Source organism: Flavobacterium gyeonganense, assembly GCF_029625295.1.
GTDB lineage: Bacteria > Bacteroidota > Bacteroidia > Flavobacteriales > Flavobacteriaceae > Flavobacterium > Flavobacterium gyeonganense.
The window spans coordinates 801,851-819,789 of sequence record NZ_CP121112.1 but is presented as its reverse complement, the minus strand read 5'-3'; the positions used below and the strand labels follow the sequence as shown (position 1 = coordinate 819,789).

Here is a 17,939-nt window from a genome sequence, read left to right as displayed (position 1 = left end):
TGTCATATGGCATCCTTTCTTGGTTTTAATTTTTATCGTTTCAGACTAAAATGTCCTCTATATTCTGTTCCATTAAATCTTGTAACGGTAAACCAGTAATCAGAAGCTGGCATATCCTGCCCGATATAAGTTCCGTCCCATTCATCATTTGGTTTTAATTCTTTAAGGAATTTGCCATACCGGTCAAAAATCCGGATTCCGGTATTCGGTTTTAAATAAGCAAAATCAATTGTCCAGGTATCATTATGGGTATCATTATTTGGAGTAAAGAATTTAGGATAAGGAAGTTCTTCTACAAAATTGATGCAGTCAGCTGTCGTGGCTCCGAGAATATTTATTAAAACAGGAGTTCTGTCACCTTCGCAATTGTTTATGGTTTGAGAAGCGTAATAAGTAATTCCGTTTTCTAATAAAGTTGATTCAGATAAAGGAACAGTAGATGAAGTGCTTTCAAACCATTGAATGTCTTGCCCTGACATCTCAATATTGCTGATTTTTGCATTTTTTTGAATGCAGAATGTCTGTGGAGAATCCGCAATTGGAATTTGAGTATCCTGAATTTTTACATTAACGGCCAATCTTTCACTTTCGCAGTTGTTTAATGTCTGGGTAACATAATATATACCATTTTGGAGTAACGTCGTTTGTATTAAAGTATTTCCATTCGTTGCCGAATCGTACCATTGCAAAGCTGTTCCAGTAATATTTAGATTGGCAATAGCTGCATTTTGATCAATACAAAATTGTTGATTGCGATTTCCGGTTGGTAATGCTGTGTCGTAAACTTTAACCGAAATCGCTGTTCTGTCACTTTCGCATCCTACAGTTTGCGAAGCGTAATACGTTCTATTGTTTTCTAGTAAAGTTGTATTAGGTAAAGCGGCAGCTGCAAAATTTGTATCATACCATTTTATGTTCTGACCAGATATTTGAATGTTGCTTAGCGTTGCATTTACATTTTTACAAAAGAATTGATTTGCATTCCCTGTCGGAGCAGAAGGTGTATTTACAATCGAAACGGTAACTCCCATCCTTGTGCTTTCACAGTTATTTACAGTTTGTGAAGCATAATAGGTTTTGCCATTTTGGAGGTTTGTTGTTTCAGCTAATAAAGAACCATTATTTAGGGTATCATACCACTTTATTTGAGTCCCTGTAATTTGAATATTGGCAATGGTTGGGTTTTGCCCTGTACAAAACGGCTGATTTATATTTCCTGTAGGCGGAAGAGTATTTTGAATATTTATTGTAACCGGAATCCTTGCGCTTTCACATCCATTAATAGTTTGAGAAGCATAATAGACAATGTTGTTTTGTAGTAATGTTGTATTAAGCAAAAGTGATCCTGCTGTTTGGTGATCATACCATTTTATATTTTGTCCCGTAATTGCGATATCATCTAAAGTGGCATTTTCTTGTATACAGAAGGTCTGTGAAGTATTAGCAAGAGGAAGCGGTTGACTTGTTATAGTAACAGTTTGATTTTGAGAAGAATTATTTCCGTTTCCATCATTGTAATTCCAAACAATAGTATAGGTTCCCGGAAGTGCGTATGATAATGGATTCGTAGTTACTCCTGTAATTATTCCTGCGCAGGCGTCTGTGGCTGTGGGAATTGTGTTAATTGCAGTATTACAATCCCCTGTTATTGTAGGCAGGGTTGTAATGTCAGGAACTGGAGGTTGGACATCACCAATAACTACAGTAATTTTTTTAGTATCATCACAACCGCCTGTCCCTGTAATTAAACAGCTATATTCTCCGCTATTAGCTATTGTTGTATTTGGTATCGTTGGGTTTTTATCCGTTGATGTGAAACCATTTGGGCCTGTCCAGGAATAATTGGTTCCGCCCGAAGCTTTAAGATTTAAGGAATCACCAGTACATATCGGAGAGTTACTTGTTAGTGAAGTGCTTGATTCACAGTCTTTGAATTTTACTAGAAAAGTATCAAATGTTCCATTTAATTCTTTTTGAAAAGCATTTGATGTCGCAATACCATCATTACTGTAAGTCCATCCGGAAATATAAAAAATGCCGTTTTTATCATACGAAATATCTCCCGAGTACTCACCAATTTGTCCGCCATAGTAGGTTCCCCAGATTCTTTCTCCATTGGGTTTAAATTTAGCTATATATAAATTGGAATATCCTTCTAGATTTTCCTGATAAGAACCATCTGTAGAAATATTATTATTACTTGTTCCACTACTATAAAAATAAATAGAGTTGTTTTCGTCAATGGCAATTGAATTTTTCCCCCAGTGACCGTCAAGTCCTTCACCTCCATAAAATGTGCTCCAAATTAAATTTCCATTATTAGAAAATTTTGCTAAATAAGAATCATATTGGCCATTGTTGTTTGGCTGAAAAGAATTTGTTTTTCCAATGCCATCAATGCTTCTGGTATAACCAGAAATTATAAAATTATCTTCTTTGTCAATTAATATTTGAGAATTAACATCATAATCTAACCCACCGTAATAAGTTCCAAATAATCTTTCTCCATTTGTGTTAAATTTTACAATAAAAGTATCATTCCATAACATGGTATCGTAATTGAATGTTTCTCTGTAGGATCCAGAAGTTGCAATTCCCTGGAAACTACTGGTAGTTCCGGAACAAAAAATATTGTTGTTTGAATCAATATCAATTGAAGAAATCCAATCGTGTCCGTCATTACCACCATAATATGTCGCCCATATTCTTTGTCCATTTGAGGTAAATTTTGCTAAAAAGCCGTCTTCTCCTTGATTATTACCATTTAAGGCAGAAGGAACAACAGGTTTAAAACTATTTGCTGTAGTAATATTATTTTTGCTATGTGATCCTCCTGCAATAATTACATCTTGGTTATAATCAATCTTAATACTAGTGACTTCCTCTATACCTTCTCCTCCATAATAGGTACCCCATATTCTTTGTCCGTTTGAATCGAACTTAATTAACATTGCGTCATACCAATCATTATAAGCTGTTTGATGTGTGCCTGGAGTAGCAATATTATTTGTACTGCCAGTTATTCCTATTGCATAAATATTGTCATTTAAATCAAAATCTATAGCTCTGAATATATCTCTGTGTGATCCTCCATAATACGTACTCCACACTCTCTGACCATTAGGATCAAATTTAGTAATAAATGCATCGTCAGCGTAAATAAAACTTGGTTGATAACTCCCAGTAGTTGAAATATTGGTTACACTTGTAGTATATCCTCCGATGTAAACAAATTGATTGTTTGTTTTAACGATTCCATTAAAATTATTCTCTTCTCCTTCTCCTCCATAATAAGTTCCCCAAAGCCTTATTGGAACAGGGTCGATAATCACAGTTTTGTCAGAAACTAAATTTGTAGAAGTGAATCCATAAACATCTTTTTTAATCTTCCGATATTCAACAGCAACTTCTTTTTTAGAAGTACCATCTTCAACCCAGCTAGCAGGAAGTGTTTCTTCCATTTTTCCGAAATGAACATTCATCTGGATTTTATTATTAACTAAATCCGTTTCGGCACCATTAAATTTTAATTGAATATCTGAAATTTTTCCTTTTGGATGAATCACAAAATTGTATTCAACCGTTTTTTGAGGGTCGTCCGGAATTGTAAAAACAACATCAATATTTGGATAGATATTTTTGTAAGTTATCTGTTTGTATTGATGGACTCCAACAATTCCCTCCGGTTTGTCTGGAACATTATAGTAGTTGTCAAAATCTTTAGATTGTTGATCTGTAATCAACTCAACTTTAGAATTTGAATTAACAAAATCAATGTCAACTCTGTGAAATTTATATTCCAGATTATATTCTGGTTTTTTGTCTTTATCTTTTTCCGGAATCTGATATGGAAGTGTTTTTGATGTTTTTGAAGGAGAAACAGGAATCTTTTTTACTTCATAAATATCATAAGAAAATCCATTTTTCTTTAATTGCACGTTTAGTCCATTAGAATTCAATAAATATTTTACAGCAGTATTCGGTTTTCCTTTTTGATCCATAATCTGACCTTTGTTTTCCTTGAATCCAATAGAATGATTTTTATTTTGAGAAAATAATGTGAAAGTGCTTATAAAGAAAAATAAAAGTAGTGTATGTTTCATCCCGATAATTTGAATCGCCGCAAATGTAATTAAATATCTACAAAATTAAACGAAAACAACCTGTTGAATCTTTTCCTGAAAACAAAATAAATATCCCGTATTTTTGCAGAAAATATTTCCTTTTGAAAACAAAACTTTTTGTAATCACACCGCCCTTTACTCAGCTGAATACACCGTATCCGGCAACAGCGTATATAAAAGGTTTTCTGAATACGAAAAATATAGAATCTGTTCAGGCTGATTTGGGAATTGACGTGATTTTGGAATTGTTTTCGAAAAAAGGATTGGTTGATTTGTTTCAGGTTTCAAGTTTCAGGTTTGAAGTTTCTAATCAAGAAGTTTCAGATAATTCTAAACGCATTTTTGCATTACAGGACGAATACATTAAAACAATCGATTCGGTAATTCAGTTTTTACAGGGGAAAAATCCAACTTTGGCGCTGCAGATTTGTCAGGAAGATTTTCTTCCGGAAGCTTCCCGTTTTGCACAATTAGAAGAACTCGACTGGGCTTTCGGAACCATGGGAACTCAGGACAAGGCAAAACATTTGGCGACTTTATATCTGGAAGATATTTCGGATTTTATTGTCGAATGTATCGATGAAAATTTTGGCTTTAGCCGATATGCAGAGCGTTTGGGTCGAAGTGCGAATTCTTTTGATGCATTGTACGAAGCTTTACAAAAAGAACCGACTTATATTGATTCGATTTTAATTTCACTTTTGAAAGAAAGAATAGAAACTGTAAAACCAACATTGTTTTTAATTTCTGTTCCCTTTCCTGGGAATTTATACAGTGCATTCCGATGTGCACAATGGGTGAAACAAAACCATTCCGAAATTAAAATTTCGATGGGAGGCGGTTTCCCGAATACTGAATTGCGTTCACTCTCGGACAAACGCGTTTTTGAATTTTTCGATTTTATTACTTTGGATGATGGCGAAGTGCCAATTGAAGAATTAATTTTCAATTTAGAAAACCCGGATTACAATTCATACAAAAGAACTTTTTACTGGAAAAAGGAGAAGTTGTCTATAAAAATAATTCTCTAAAACACGATTATAAACAAGCATTTGTAGGAACTCCGGATTACTCAGATCTGCCTTTGGATAAATATATTTCGGTTATCGAAATTGTAAATCCGATGCACAGAATGTGGAGTGACGGACGTTGGAACAAACTCACTATGGCTCATGGCTGTTATTGGGGAAAATGTACATTTTGCGATATTTCTTTAGATTATATAAAAGTTTACGAACCTGTTGCGGCCAATTTACTTTGTGACCGAATAGAAGAATTAATTGAAAAAACGGGACAAAATGGCTTTCATTTTGTAGATGAAGCGGCTCCGCCAGCCTTGATGCGTGCTTTGGCGCTTGAAATTTTAAAAAGAAAATTAGCTGTAACCTGGTGGACAAATATTCGATTCGAAAAAAGCTTTTCAAAAGATTTGTGCTTATTGCTAAAAGCTTCGGGCTGTATAGCCGTTTCAGGAGGATTGGAAGTAGCTTCAGACCGATTGTTAAAATTGATCGATAAAGGCGTAACAGTAGAGCAGGTTGCCAAAGTAACACGAAATTTTACCGAAGCAGGAATCATGGTGCATGCCTATTTAATGTACGGGTATCCAACACAAACGATTCAGGAAACCGTTGACAGTCTCGAAATGGTGCGTCAATTGTTTGAAGCCGGAGTTTTGCAATCCGGATTTTGGCATCAGTTTGCATTAACAGCACATAGTCCGGTTGGATTGTATCCGGAACAATTTGGCGTGACCAAAAAAACAGAGACCATCGGAACTTTTGCGAATAATGATATTGATTATACCGATTCAACAGGAATAAATCATGATAAATTCAGCTTTGGATTAAAGAAATCACTTTTTAATTTCATGCACGGAATTTGTTTTGATTATGAATTACAGGATTGGTTCGATTTTAAAATTCCGAAAACAAAAATCCATCCCGATTTTATTTTTAATGCTTTAGAAGAACAAAACGATTTCAATACCAAGCCAAATGCAAAAGTAGTCTGGCTGGGCGGAAAACCTTCGGCAGAAAGTTTTACAAAATCAAAAAAAGGAAGAAGCTGGGAAATGATGTCGCTGACTTTTCACGATAAAAAAGAAAGTTTTACCATTCAGACAAACAAAGAAGAAGGAGAATGGCTGGTCGAAATCCTGAAAAAAATAACGGTTTCAAACAGTAAAAATTATACTTTTCAGGAAGTCAAAAATGATTTCGAAACCACATTAGAAGATTTTGAATTATTTTGGTATTCAAAACCAGTTAATACCTTACGGGAATTTGGATTGCTGGTTTTGTAGCTAATATTCCACACATTCCCCATCATTAGGAACAGCGGTTTTATATAAAAGATTATTTTCAGCCAAGGCTTTTTTAAGTTCTTCCCTTGTTGTCGGGCAATGATTTAGAGATTCTAAATGATTGGCAAAAACTTTCGAGGGTGCCAGTGCAGTAAATTTAAGGATATCATTCATTCTCATTAATAGTGGCTGTCCAAAATCTAATCTTGCAGTACCGCAGGCAACGGTTGCAATGTCAGGTTTCAGTTCGGTCAGAACTTTCTCTGTATCTTTTGTGAAAATAGTATCAGAACTGATGTAAATGGTTTTTTCGTTAAGAAGTTCTATAAAAAATCCCATCACATTTCCCATCAGTTTGGCTATGAAGCCATATCCGTGAACGGCCGGAATACCTGTTATTTTTCCGTCCAGAAAATTTTGGGGTTTCCAGTAATCCAAAGTTTGCATAACAGTTAAACCACGTTGCGTTATCTTTTTTTCGTCTTTTGTACTGCAAATCACAGGTATTGATTTTCTCTTTAGAAAAACTTCACCGGCTTTATCAAGATGATCCGGATGCAAATGCGTTATCAGACAATGTGTGACTTTACTCAAAATTTCCCTGCTGTTTTTTGGAAGCGCAGTCAGCGGGTTTCTCTTTGGTGGATAACGAAAAAGGGCAAAAGGAGCTATAGTTTTCCTTTTTCCTAACATAGGATCAATTAAGATGATATGTTTTTCTGTTTCAATGACTAAAGTGGCATTTCGCAAATGATGCAGTTTCATAATCTGACAAAATTAGAACTTAAAAATACAAATGATTTTTTAAATTATATTTACAGAATATTCTTTATTTGTAGTTGAATTGTTATTATTTACATCATGTGTTTTCAAGAAGGGTTCATACTTACTACATATATATTATTACAAATAAAGCCAAATCTGTTTTTTATACAGGTGTAACAAATAATATAAAAAAGCGATTGATTGAGCATGCAGAAAATATAACTACAAATAATAAAACTTTTGCTTCAAAATACAATGTTGGATTTTTGCTTTATTACGAGAAGTTTAATTGGATTCAAGAATCAATAGCGAGAGAAAAAGAAATAAAAGGATGGAGGAGAGAGAAAAAAATAGCATTAATTAAAACAATTAATCCTGATTTAGATTTTTTAAACTCCATGTTTGAATAAAAATTTAGTTTGTCATTCCGACGGAGGAGGAATCTTCGTAAGTAGCTCGCCAAAGATTTGTTTAAGTTCTTAACTATGCGGAATAGTATTGTGGAGATTCCTCCTTCGTCGGAATGACAAAAAACAACTATTCAATTACAAATCGGAATCCGATTCCATGCAGGTTTTCAATAGAAATACCTTTTTCATTTGCGAGAATTTTTCGAAGACGCGAAATAAAAACGTCCAGGCTTCGTCCCATAAAATAATCGTCAGTACCCCAAAGTGCGTTTAAAATCTGCTCCCTTTTTAATACAGAATTTTTATTATCGAGAAATAATTTCAACAATTCAGCTTCGCGTTGTGTAAGACCAATCTTTTCTTCGTTATTAAAAAGAATAAAGTTCTTAGTATCAAACTGATATTTTCCTATTTCATAAATCGATTTTTCGGATTTGTTGTTTTTTTGTGAACGTTTTAAAAAGACTTCAATTTTTAATATTAATTCTTCAATGCTGAAAGGTTTTACGAGGTAATCATCTGCGCCTAAACGCAGTCCTTTAATCCGGTCTTCTTTTAAAGTTTTAGCAGAGAGAAAAATAATTGGAATATCAGTATTGAGTTTCCTAATTTCTGATGCTAATTCGAAACCATCCATTTTTGGCATCATGATATCAAAAATGCAAATATCGAAATCCTCCATTTTAAAACTTTCTAAACCTGATTTTCCATCAGAACAATGTGTTACATCATAGCCGTTTTGTTCAAGGTTGTCTTTGGTTAAAAAGGCCAATGTTTCATCATCTTCGGTATAAAGGATTTTAAAGCTGCTCATTTTTATATGGGATTGACAAAGTTATGGTGATACCTTTTGTATGGTTTTTTATTGCGGAAATTTTCCAGTTTTGAAGGTCGCAAATCTTTTTTACATAATACAAACCTAATCCAAAACCGTTAACCTCATTACTTTTTTCATTCTGTATCCGGTAAAATTTATCAAATATAAATGAAATATTTTTAGAAGCGATTCCGATTCCGTTATCTTCAAAGGACAGTTTTAAGAACTTATTTTCTGTGAAAATTCCAACCGTAATTTCAGGCTTTTCATTGCAGTACTTTACAGCATTATCGAGTAAATTATAAACCAGATTGGTAAAATGAAATCTATCGGTTTCGAGTTCGTAATGGTTTGAATCTGTTTTAATTTTAATGGAGATTTCCGGGTATTTCAAACGAATATTTTCGATTACTTCCTCAATAACAGGGATGATTAATAAGGATTCTTTCTTTAATTCGAGTGGCGTATAATCAGATTTGGCTATGTTTAAAATCTGTTCAATATGACTGTTTAGTTTATTACTCTGGTTAATGATGATATCGGTATAAGTGTACAGCTTTTTGTCTTCCTTAATTTTTTCCTGCCCGATTAAATATTTAGAAGCAATTAAAATAGAAGATAAAGGTGTTTTAAATTCATGGGTCATATTATTGATGAAATCACGCTGGAGTTCTGAATATTTTTTTTGCTGCAGAAGAGTCAAAATCGAATAGACGTAAATCAGTAAAATAAAAATCAAAACAATAGACAATACAAACCAAAAACGCATGGAACTAAATAAATAAGTCGTTTCATGCGGAAAACGTACAGCAAAATAATAGACCAGATTTTTGTGTTTCGGAAAATATACTGATTGTTTAGCTCTTCCTTTATCCGATAAAGAAATGTAATTTCCATATATCATTTCGTCGCTTTGACAGTTGTACATGGCGTATTCAAAATCTGTCGTGATATTCATTTTTTTAAATTCAGTTTTCAGATAAAACTCCAGAATATCAGGTTCAAAATCATTATCAATGTTTACAATATAATAGTCATTGGCAATTTTCTGTACCGGATTTTGTGCCGGCAATTCGTGATTAGTGCCTTCGTATAATTTTTTTGCAACTTCCAGCAGGGCAATATGTGTTTTCTGGCTCAGCTTTTTTTGTTCTAATGTAAAAGCTTCTTTTGTCCACAGCAATTGAGCGATCAATATACCGATAATGGCTATTAATCCGAGGATAATGATGCTGTTGAGTCTGTTTATTTTCAAGGGAATCTCCTTTTTAGAAAGTGTAATATTAATCAAATTTTAAATTAAAAATAGCAGTTAACAGGTCATTAACAAATATTTGAAACCGGTTAACAGCGAATTGATTTTTGGAAAGGTACTTTTGAAATATAAAATTAAACCATTTACCAATTTAAATAAAAATACTATGAAAATTTTAAAAATTACAATGTTGGTATTAGCTTTAGGATTAATGTCCTTTTCGGCAATTACACCTATAAAAGTGATCGCTTCAAAAGTAGAAAGTAAGTTTGATGTTTCTACTATTGTATGGAAAGCAGAAACAATTGATGTTGGACAAATTCCACAAGGAACGCCAAAAGCAATTGTTTTCGAATTTAAAAATACCGGAAAGACGGCTGTTGTAATTACAAATGTTCAGGGATCATGCGGATGTACTGCTACAGATTATACTAAAGAACCAATCCTTCCCGGGAAATCTGCAAAAGTTACAGCAACTTACAATGCGGCAAATAAAGGAGCTTTTACCAAAACGGTTACAGTTACAACAAGTGGAGAAGCAACTCCTAAAGTCCTGACTCTGAAAGGCACAGTTATCTAAAATAAAGTTGATTATATAAAGGTGGAAAACTCCCGACATGTGATGTGTCGGGAGTTTTTTTATGCCAAAATATTATTTTGAAATGAATTTGTTTTTACGGAAACTTTTCTAATTTTATTCAAAAAATTATTATGAAAATTTGGTGCAGTTTTACAGTTATTATACTTGTTTCTATTGCTGTTTCCTGCAATTCAAAAGGGGATAAAAAAGAAGAAAATCTAAAGAAAACAGAGGTCGTCATTCCGGAATTAAAACTTACCATTGACAGTTTGGCAATCGCCGGATTTTATGAAGCGTATCCTAAATTGAAAAATTTTCAGGATGAGGTTGCTGCTTTATACACAAAAAAACAATCTACACAATTATGGCTCGATAACAAAGGTGTTGTGGAGTTTGGAAATACGCTGTATGACAAATATAAAGGTTTAGAAAATGAGGGTTTAAAAGCCAATTTTCCGTATAAAGAAATCAATTTAATTTTTGAGAACAATTCGGTAAACAAACTTTCAAAAGTCAATACAGATTTGATGATTACCAATTTGTATTTCTATTATGCAGAAAAAGTATACAGAGGTTTTGACGAGAAAACATCTATTTCACTAGAATGGCTGCTTCCTAGAAAGAAACTTAATTATCAGGTTTTAACCGATTCTCTTTTTGAAAAATCGACTATAAGCGATGACAGGAAAAGCAAGATGTTCAGCCAGTATTACAAGCTTCGTGATGCACTTCATCAATATAGGGATATCGAAAAAAGGGAGGCTGGAAAACAATTGAAGCTGGAGAAGATTATGAAGGTTTGAAATTAGGAGATTCTTCGGCAATAATTTCGCAAATCAGGGAAAGGCTTTTTGTAACCGGAGATATTAAGGAAGATAATAAAAGTGCTGTTTGTGATACGGTTTTGATGAAAGCAGTCAAAAATTATGAATTGAGGCATGGCTATGCGCCAAAGAATACTATTTTATCAGAACATATTAATGATTTTAATATCCCGGTATCAGACCGGATCAAAACGATCATTGCCAATATGGAACGCTGCCGATGGATTGATCCGGAACTTGAAAAAGGCAAAAAATACATCGAAGTCAATATTCCCGAATTTAGATTGTATATAGTCGAAGATGGTAAAATTGCTTTTATATCGCCAGTTGTGGTAGGCAGGACAATGACCAAAACAGTTATTTTCAGCGGAATGATGAATAATATTGTTTTTAGTCCGTATTGGAATGTTCCGCCAAGTATTATCAAAAGCGAAATAAAACCTGGAATGGCGAAAGACAAAAACTATCTGGCAAAGAAAAACTTAGAATGGAATAATGGGGCGGTTCGACAGCTTCCAGGGAAAAATAACTCACTTGGACTTGTGAAGTTTTTATTTCCGAATTCCAGTAACATTTATCTTCATGATACGCCTTCAAAAAGTTTGTTCGAAAGAGAAAGCAGGGCTTTTAGCCATGGCTGCGTGCGTGTAGCAAAACCACGTGAACTGGCTATTGAATTATTGAAAGATGACCCGAAATGGACTCCGGAAAGAATAGACAAAGCCATGCATGCCGGAAAAGAAAGCTGGTATACACTGAAGAAAAAAGTTCCGGTTTATATTGGTTATTTTACCGCCTGGGTAGATCGCGAAGGTCAGCTGAATTTCTATAAGGATATTTACCAAAAAGACGAAAGCCTGATTAAGTTATTGACGGAAGAGTAAATAAGGCAGCTACGTTAATTTTTCACGCAGATTACAGCAGATTTAATTAGTTTTTTGGCATGTCCATAAAAAATCTGTTTAAATCTGCGTGAAAAAAATATTTTGCTAATTCTTAGCTTATTTTCTAAAGTCACCTCGGGTTGTAACAAATTATTCAGACAAAACATCAACACATTTATAAAAACGTTTGGTGTAATGTTCTTCATCAAGTGCTGTGATAGTCACTTTTTGGGCTTTTCCGGATGAAGCGTGTATAAATTTCGATTGCATTCCGTTGGCTTCGCAAATGATGCCAACGTGACCTATTACACTTTTGTCCTTGTAACCATAAAATACTAATACATCCCCAACTTTAAATTCATCAGGTTTTAAGGTCTTGCCCACATTTTTATAACCACCAGAACTTCTGGGTAAGGTCAAACCAAAATTTTTGAAAACGTAAGATACAAAACCCGAACAGTCAAATCCTTTGTCTGGATTGCTGCTTGCATACAAATATCGTGTTCCTAAATATTTTTTTGCATACGAGATGACAGAATCCCGTTCAATTTCAGTCTGGATTTTTTAACCGAATCAGATTGTGTTTTGTTGTCTTTTTTTAAAGTAAAAGAAGAAAATAAAATAGTAAGCAAAAGAAACAGGGTGGGAATAGTAGTTTTCATGTGAGCGGGCAGATAAATATTAGTTTATAAAGGTAAAGTGTTTGTTTAGAATAGCAAAAAGAGGCTGATTTAATAAACGTTTTTGGTATTTTTTTATTGCTTTTTGATATTTTAGTATCTTTCTGTAAAATGTAATTCGGATATATTTGTGAAATGTATTTATATTTTAACGAATAAATTATGTTTATCAAAAAAATACCTTATTTAATTTTGTTTTTGCTGATTTCCGTAATGTCGATTTCGCAAACTAAAGTAAAAACCTTTTTATATGCCGGAAGAGTAGATGTACTGCAGGATAATAAAGCTGTTCTGATCGGGACTGCAGCTTCGGTATCGTTTAATTTTTCAGGCGAAAAATGTTCTGTTTTACTCCAAAGTATTGATTCGTGGGAACATCATAATTATGTGGTGTTAGAACTTGATGGGCAGTATATGGGAAAAGTAAGAGTCGAAAAGGGACCGGTTCAGTCTTTTGAAATTAAAGTTACTTCCAGTCAAAAAGTACATACGTTAACTATCTATAAAGGAACGGAAGCCACAATGGGCAATGTTTTATTTGCCGGAACTACAGCCAAATTAATGACAATAACTCCAGTCAGAAAGAAAAAAATCGAATTTATTGGAGATTCCATAACTAGTGGTGCAGCAAATGATCCATCCACAATTCCGTGTAATCAGGGCGAATATTTTGACCATCACAATGGATTTTATGCCTACGGACCCGTCTTGTCCAGAAATATTGATGCCGATTATTTATTGAGTTCCGTTTCCGGAATCGGAATTTATCGCAACTGGAATGAAGAAGGTTCTGATGCACCAATTATGCCTGCTGTTTATGAAAATTTGTATTTGACAAAAGACTCTTCAAAACCTAAATATGATTTTGCTTTTCAGCCTGAAATTATCAGCATTGCGTTAGGAACCAATGATTTTTCTAATGGTGACGGCATCAAAGAACGTTCGCCTTTTAGTCCTGAAAAATATGTTTCGAATTATGTCAATTTTATAAAGATGTTATACCAGCATAATCCAAATGCACAATTGGTTTTAACAAACAGCCCAATGGTAAACGGAGAAAAAGCCGTAATTTTTGAAGACTGCCTGAATAAAATAAAAGCCGAATTTGATACTGATAAATCACACAAACCAATTCTGATATTCAAATTTAAGCCTATGACACCAAGCGGATGTTCCGGACATCCAAATATTGAAGAGCACAAAATTATGGCTGCCGAATATGGTCCTTTTTTAAAAAATCTGCTAAATGAAAAATAATATATTTAAGTTTGTTTTTTCTCTGATTTCAGGTACGATGATGGCAAACGTTTCCCTTCCTAATATTTTTGGCGATAATATGGTATTGCAGCGCAACTCCGAAGTCAAAATTTGGGGTTGGGGCAATCCAAAAGAGGAAATCAAATTGGTTTCCAGCTGGAATAATCATGAATATAAAGTTACAACAAACAATCAGGCGCAATGGGAACTCAAAATCAAAACGCCTGAAGCCGGAGGACCTTATACGATTTCAATAAAAGGTTATAATGAGGTTGTACTAAAGAATATTTTAATTGGCGAAGTCTGGGTTTGTTCTGGTCAGTCGAATATGGAAATGTCTGTAAGCTGGGGAATCGATAATGGCGAGGAAGAGGCTAAAAATGCAACAAATCCTAACATTCGTTTTTTTACCGTTCCAAAATTAACCGCAATGACACCTCAAAACAACTTACTGGGAAACTGGACCGAATCGACTCCGGAAACCATGAAATATTTTAGTGCGGTGGGTTACTTTTTTGCCAAACGTTTACGTGAAGATTTAAAAAATGTCCCTATCGGATTAATTTCTTCCAACTGGGGCGGAACTCCTGCAGAAATCTGGATGCCCGAAGAAGTCGTTCAGAACGATGCTGTTTTATTAGAAAATGCCAAAAAACTAAACGAGCAGGAATACGGACCAAGACAGCCAGGACGTGCCTACAATGCGATGATTTACCCATTTGTCGGGTTTAAAATTGCAGGAACTCTTTGGTATCAGGGCGAATCCAATGTGGGTTCAGAAGTTTATAATAAAACATTATCGGCTTTGATTACGTCATGGCGAAAAGGCTGGCAGGATGATTTCCCTTTTTATTATGTTCAAATTGCGCCTTTTAAAACAGGCAGTAACAACTTCTCAAATGTTACCCTTCGCAACTCCCAGCGAAAACTTTTAAAGGAAATCAATAATACCGGAATGGTCGTTATCAGTGATGTTTCGGATACGATTGATATTCACCCTAAGGATAAAAAATCCGTTGGAATTAGATTAGCAAATTTAGCATTGGCAAATACTTATAAAACCAATTCTAATCTGGTAAACGGACCACTTTTTAAAGAAATCAAAATTGATAAAAACAAAGTAACTGTCTCTTTTGATTATGCTGACGGATTGTATTTTAAAGATAAAATCACGAAACAGTTTGAAATTGCCGGTGCTGATGGAACTTTTTATCCTGCAGAAGCTTCGATAAAAAATAATCAGGTCATTGTAACGAGTAAAAAAGTGCTGAATCCTGCAAAAGTGAGATTTGCGTGGGGAAATACAATTCAGTCTGATTTGTTTAATAAAGCGAATCTGCCGGCTTCCTGTTTTATTTCGGAGTAAAAGTTTACACGCTTTTTTGTGTCATTTTGACGAAGGAGAAATCACACAAGAAGCTCGACGAAGATTGGCGATTTTGATTGAGGAATTCCGAGTGTGATTTACTTCGTCTGTTCGCTATCACTTTGGTCTCGTTCCTCGGAATGACAAGATTGTGGATAATTGTAATTCCTTAACAACCGAAAAAGTTCTCGTTACCCGTCGCGTGAGGGATAGAGGCGGTATCCTTTTGTGAAGAGAAACGGAACAAAAGATATAGCCGAAAGCCCGACACTTGCCTTTTTTTGGCAAGGGACACGCCCAAAATATGAAACTAATTATCATGAAAAATAAAAAAATACTAATTATTGGGGTTTTTGCCCTGTTTACTGCTGGAAATATGAATGCACAGAAGAAACCGTATCTGGATAAAAATAAAACGATTGAACAACGCATTGATTTGCTTTTGCCATTGATGACCCTTGAAGAAAAAGTAGGACAAATGAATCAGTATAATGGTTTTTGGGATGTGACGGGACCCGCTCCAAAAGGCGGAAATGCCGAGTTAAAATACGAACATCTGAGAAAAGGATGGGTAGGTAGTATGCTCACAGTTCGCGGTGTGAAGGAGGTTCGTGCGGTGCAGAAAATTGCTGTGGAAGAAACCCGGTTGGGGATTCCGCTGATTATTGGTTTTGACGTCATTCATGGCTACAAAACGTTAAGTCCAATTCCGTTAGCAGAAGCGGCGAGCTGGGATTTGGATGCAATTAAAAAGTCAGCTGCGATTGCGGCAGATGAGGCTTCGGCATCCGGAATTAACTGGACTTTTGGTCCTAATGTAGATATTACAAACGATGCGCGCTGGGGACGTGTGATGGAAGGCGCCGGAGAAGATCCGTATCTGGGAAGCAAAATTGCTGTTGCGAGAGTAAAAGGATTTCAGGGAGAAACAACTGCTGATCTGGCAAAAGTAAACACAATAGCAGCCTGTGCGAAACATTTTGCAGCGTATGGATATGTAGAATCCGGTCGTGATTATAATTTGGTTGATATCAGTAATTCGAAATTATTCAATACTGTTTTGCCTCCTTTTAAAGCGGCGACACAAGCAGGCGTGAGAACCTTTATGAACTCGTTTAATCTGGTAAACGGAATCCCGGCAACCGGGAATGTTTTTCTGCAAAGAGACATTTTAAAAGGCAAATGGAAGTTCGATGGTTTCGTGGTTTCAGACTGGGCTTCGGTTCGTGAAATGATTCCGCATGGTTATGCCAAAGATGGTGAAGATGCTGCATTAAAAGCAGTAACTGCAGGCTCTGATATGGATATGGAGTCGCATTTATATGTTGCCGAATTAGCCAAGTTAGTGAAAGAAGGAAAAGTTAAGGAAGCTTTAGTTGATGATGCTGTGAGAAGAATTTTGCGCGTGAAATTTGAACTGGGTTTATTTGATGATCCGTACAAATATTGTGATGAAAAACGTGAAAAAGCAACTATCAGAAATAAAACCAACAACGACGGTGTTTTGGATATGGCGAAAAAGTCAATTGTATTGTTGAAAAACGATAAAAATTTGCTTCCGCTAAAGAAGTCCGGACAAAAAATTGCTTTGATCGGCGCTTTGGCAAATGATAAAAACAGCCCGTTGGGAAGCTGGAGAATCGCTGCAGAAGATAATACAGCGGTTTCAGTTTTAGAAGGGATGCAGCAATACAAAGACAACCAACTCATTTTTGAAAAAGGAGCTGATTTAATTGTTGGGAAAGCGACTTTTTTGGATGAGGTCGTTTTTAACACAACCGATAAAACCGGATTTGAAGCAGCGAAAACAGCGGCTAAAAACGCAGATGTTGTAGTAATGGTTTTAGGCGAACATGGTTTTCAGAGTGGTGAAGGGCGCAGCAGAACAAACCTTGATTTACCGGGATTACAGCAGGAATTATTGGAAGATATTTATAAGGTGAATCCAAATATCGTTTTGGTTTTAAACAATGGGCGTCCGTTGACTATTCCGTGGGCAGCAGAACATATTCCGGCAATTGTAGAAGCATGGCATTTAGGAACTCAAACAGGTAATGCAGTAGCCCAGGTTTTATACGGAGATTATAACCCAAGCGGGAAACTTCCAATTTCTTTCCCAAGAAACGTAGGTCAGGTTCCCATTTATTATAACAATTACAGTACAGGAAGACCTGTAAATGTTGATAAAAATGTGTTCTGGTCGCATTTTTCCGATGTAGAAAAAACGCCTCAGTTTCCTTTTGGCTTCGGATTGAGTTATACAACTTTCGATTATAAAAAGCTGAAATTAAATAAGACAACTTTTGCAAAAGGAGAGCCGGTTCAGGTAAGTGTTGAAGTTACGAATTCAGGTGATTATGATGGAAAGGAAGTTGTTCAGTTATATATTCACGATGATTTTGCCAGCATTGCCAGACCGGTTGAAGAACTGAAAGGTTTTGAATTGGTAAGTTTGAAGAAAGGAGAAACTAAAACAGTAAACTTTACTTTGACAGATGCAGAACTTGGTTTTTTTGATAATAACGGAAATTACTTGGTTGAACCTGGGACTTTTAAACTTAAAGTTGGAGGAAGTTCTGATTCAGGTTTAGAGCGTGGATTTGAGATAAAGGAATAGTTTTAAGATTAACCAAAAAAGACTATTTTCTCTCGCAGATTTTGCAGATCAGGAA

12 protein-coding genes and 1 pseudogene are annotated in these 17,939 nt (G+C 35.1%); 8 read left to right on the top strand and 5 right to left on the bottom strand.

Going from position 1 to position 17,939, the window contains the following annotated elements:
* Positions 1 to 32: 32 nt before the first annotated feature.
* A complete protein-coding gene (locus P5P89_RS03365; protein WP_278010741.1) occupies positions 33 to 4,103 on the bottom strand; it encodes a DUF7948 domain-containing protein in 4,071 nt (1,356 codons plus the stop codon).
* A 122-nt stretch (positions 4,104 to 4,225) separates the two neighbouring features.
* Between P5P89_RS03365 and P5P89_RS03360 the strand changes: the two are divergent.
* Positions 4,226 to 6,429, top strand: a pseudogene (locus P5P89_RS03360) (B12-binding domain-containing radical SAM protein).
* Here P5P89_RS03360 and P5P89_RS03355 read toward each other — a convergent pair.
* Entirely contained in the window at positions 6,430 to 7,194 is a 765-nt protein-coding gene (locus P5P89_RS03355) for an MBL fold metallo-hydrolase (protein WP_278010740.1), read from the bottom strand.
* A 98-nt stretch (positions 7,195 to 7,292) separates the two neighbouring features.
* On the opposite strand from P5P89_RS03355, the gene P5P89_RS03350 reads away from it, so the two are divergent.
* A complete protein-coding gene (locus P5P89_RS03350) occupies positions 7,293 to 7,604 on the top strand; it encodes a GIY-YIG nuclease family protein (protein WP_278010739.1) in 312 nt (103 codons plus the stop codon).
* Between the two features lie 127 nt (positions 7,605 to 7,731).
* Here the strand turns inward: P5P89_RS03350 and P5P89_RS03345 are convergent, their stop codons facing one another.
* Both P5P89_RS03345 and P5P89_RS03340 read right to left on the bottom strand, forming a co-directional pair.
* Positions 7,732 to 8,418, bottom strand: a complete 687-nt coding sequence (locus tag P5P89_RS03345; protein WP_278010738.1) for a response regulator transcription factor — start codon at positions 8,416 to 8,418, stop codon at positions 7,732 to 7,734.
* Positions 8,405 to 9,676 (bottom strand): sensor histidine kinase, encoded by a 1,272-nt coding sequence (locus P5P89_RS03340; protein WP_278010737.1) that lies wholly within the window; start codon positions 9,674 to 9,676, stop codon positions 8,405 to 8,407. Before P5P89_RS03340 ends, P5P89_RS03345 begins: the two co-directional genes overlap by 14 nt.
* A gap of 166 nt (positions 9,677 to 9,842) precedes the next feature.
* Here P5P89_RS03340 and P5P89_RS03335 point away from each other — a divergent pair, with 166 nt between their 5' ends.
* The 3 genes from P5P89_RS03335 (at position 9,843) to P5P89_RS03325 (ending at position 11,964) form a co-directional block, all read left to right on the top strand.
* Positions 9,843 to 10,256: a DUF1573 domain-containing protein gene (locus P5P89_RS03335; RefSeq protein ID WP_278010736.1), complete on the top strand. Its 414-nt coding sequence runs from the start codon at positions 9,843 to 9,845 to the stop codon at positions 10,254 to 10,256.
* Between the two features lie 131 nt (positions 10,257 to 10,387).
* Positions 10,388 to 11,059: a L,D-transpeptidase scaffold domain-containing protein gene (locus P5P89_RS03330; RefSeq protein ID WP_278010735.1), complete on the top strand. Its 672-nt coding sequence runs from the start codon at positions 10,388 to 10,390 to the stop codon at positions 11,057 to 11,059.
* Entirely contained in the window at positions 11,056 to 11,964 is a 909-nt protein-coding gene (locus P5P89_RS03325) for a L,D-transpeptidase family protein (protein ID WP_278010734.1), read from the top strand. Before P5P89_RS03330 ends, P5P89_RS03325 begins: the two co-directional genes overlap by 4 nt.
* A gap of 150 nt (positions 11,965 to 12,114) precedes the next feature.
* On the opposite strand, the gene P5P89_RS03320 is transcribed toward P5P89_RS03325, so the two are convergent.
* Positions 12,115 to 12,459 (bottom strand): C40 family peptidase, encoded by a 345-nt coding sequence (locus tag P5P89_RS03320; RefSeq protein WP_278010733.1) that lies wholly within the window; start codon positions 12,457 to 12,459, stop codon positions 12,115 to 12,117.
* 347 nt (positions 12,460 to 12,806) lie between these two features.
* On the opposite strand from P5P89_RS03320, the gene P5P89_RS03315 reads away from it, so the two are divergent.
* The 3 genes from P5P89_RS03315 to bglX all read left to right on the top strand — a co-directional run bounded on the left by P5P89_RS03315 (position 12,807) and on the right by bglX (position 17,884).
* Positions 12,807 to 13,901 carry an SGNH/GDSL hydrolase family protein gene (locus P5P89_RS03315; RefSeq protein ID WP_278010732.1) on the top strand — a complete coding sequence of 365 codons (1,095 nt, stop codon included), beginning with the start codon at positions 12,807 to 12,809 and terminating at the stop codon, positions 13,899 to 13,901.
* Positions 13,891 to 15,267 (top strand): sialate O-acetylesterase, encoded by a 1,377-nt coding sequence (locus P5P89_RS03310; protein WP_278010731.1) that lies wholly within the window; start codon positions 13,891 to 13,893, stop codon positions 15,265 to 15,267. The genes P5P89_RS03315 and P5P89_RS03310 overlap by 11 nt, the downstream gene beginning before the upstream one ends.
* 319 nt (positions 15,268 to 15,586) lie before the next feature.
* Positions 15,587 to 17,884 carry a beta-glucosidase BglX gene (gene bglX / locus P5P89_RS03305; protein ID WP_278010730.1) on the top strand — a complete coding sequence of 766 codons (2,298 nt, stop codon included), beginning with the start codon at positions 15,587 to 15,589 and terminating at the stop codon, positions 17,882 to 17,884.
* Positions 17,885 to 17,939: the final 55 nt, after the last annotated feature.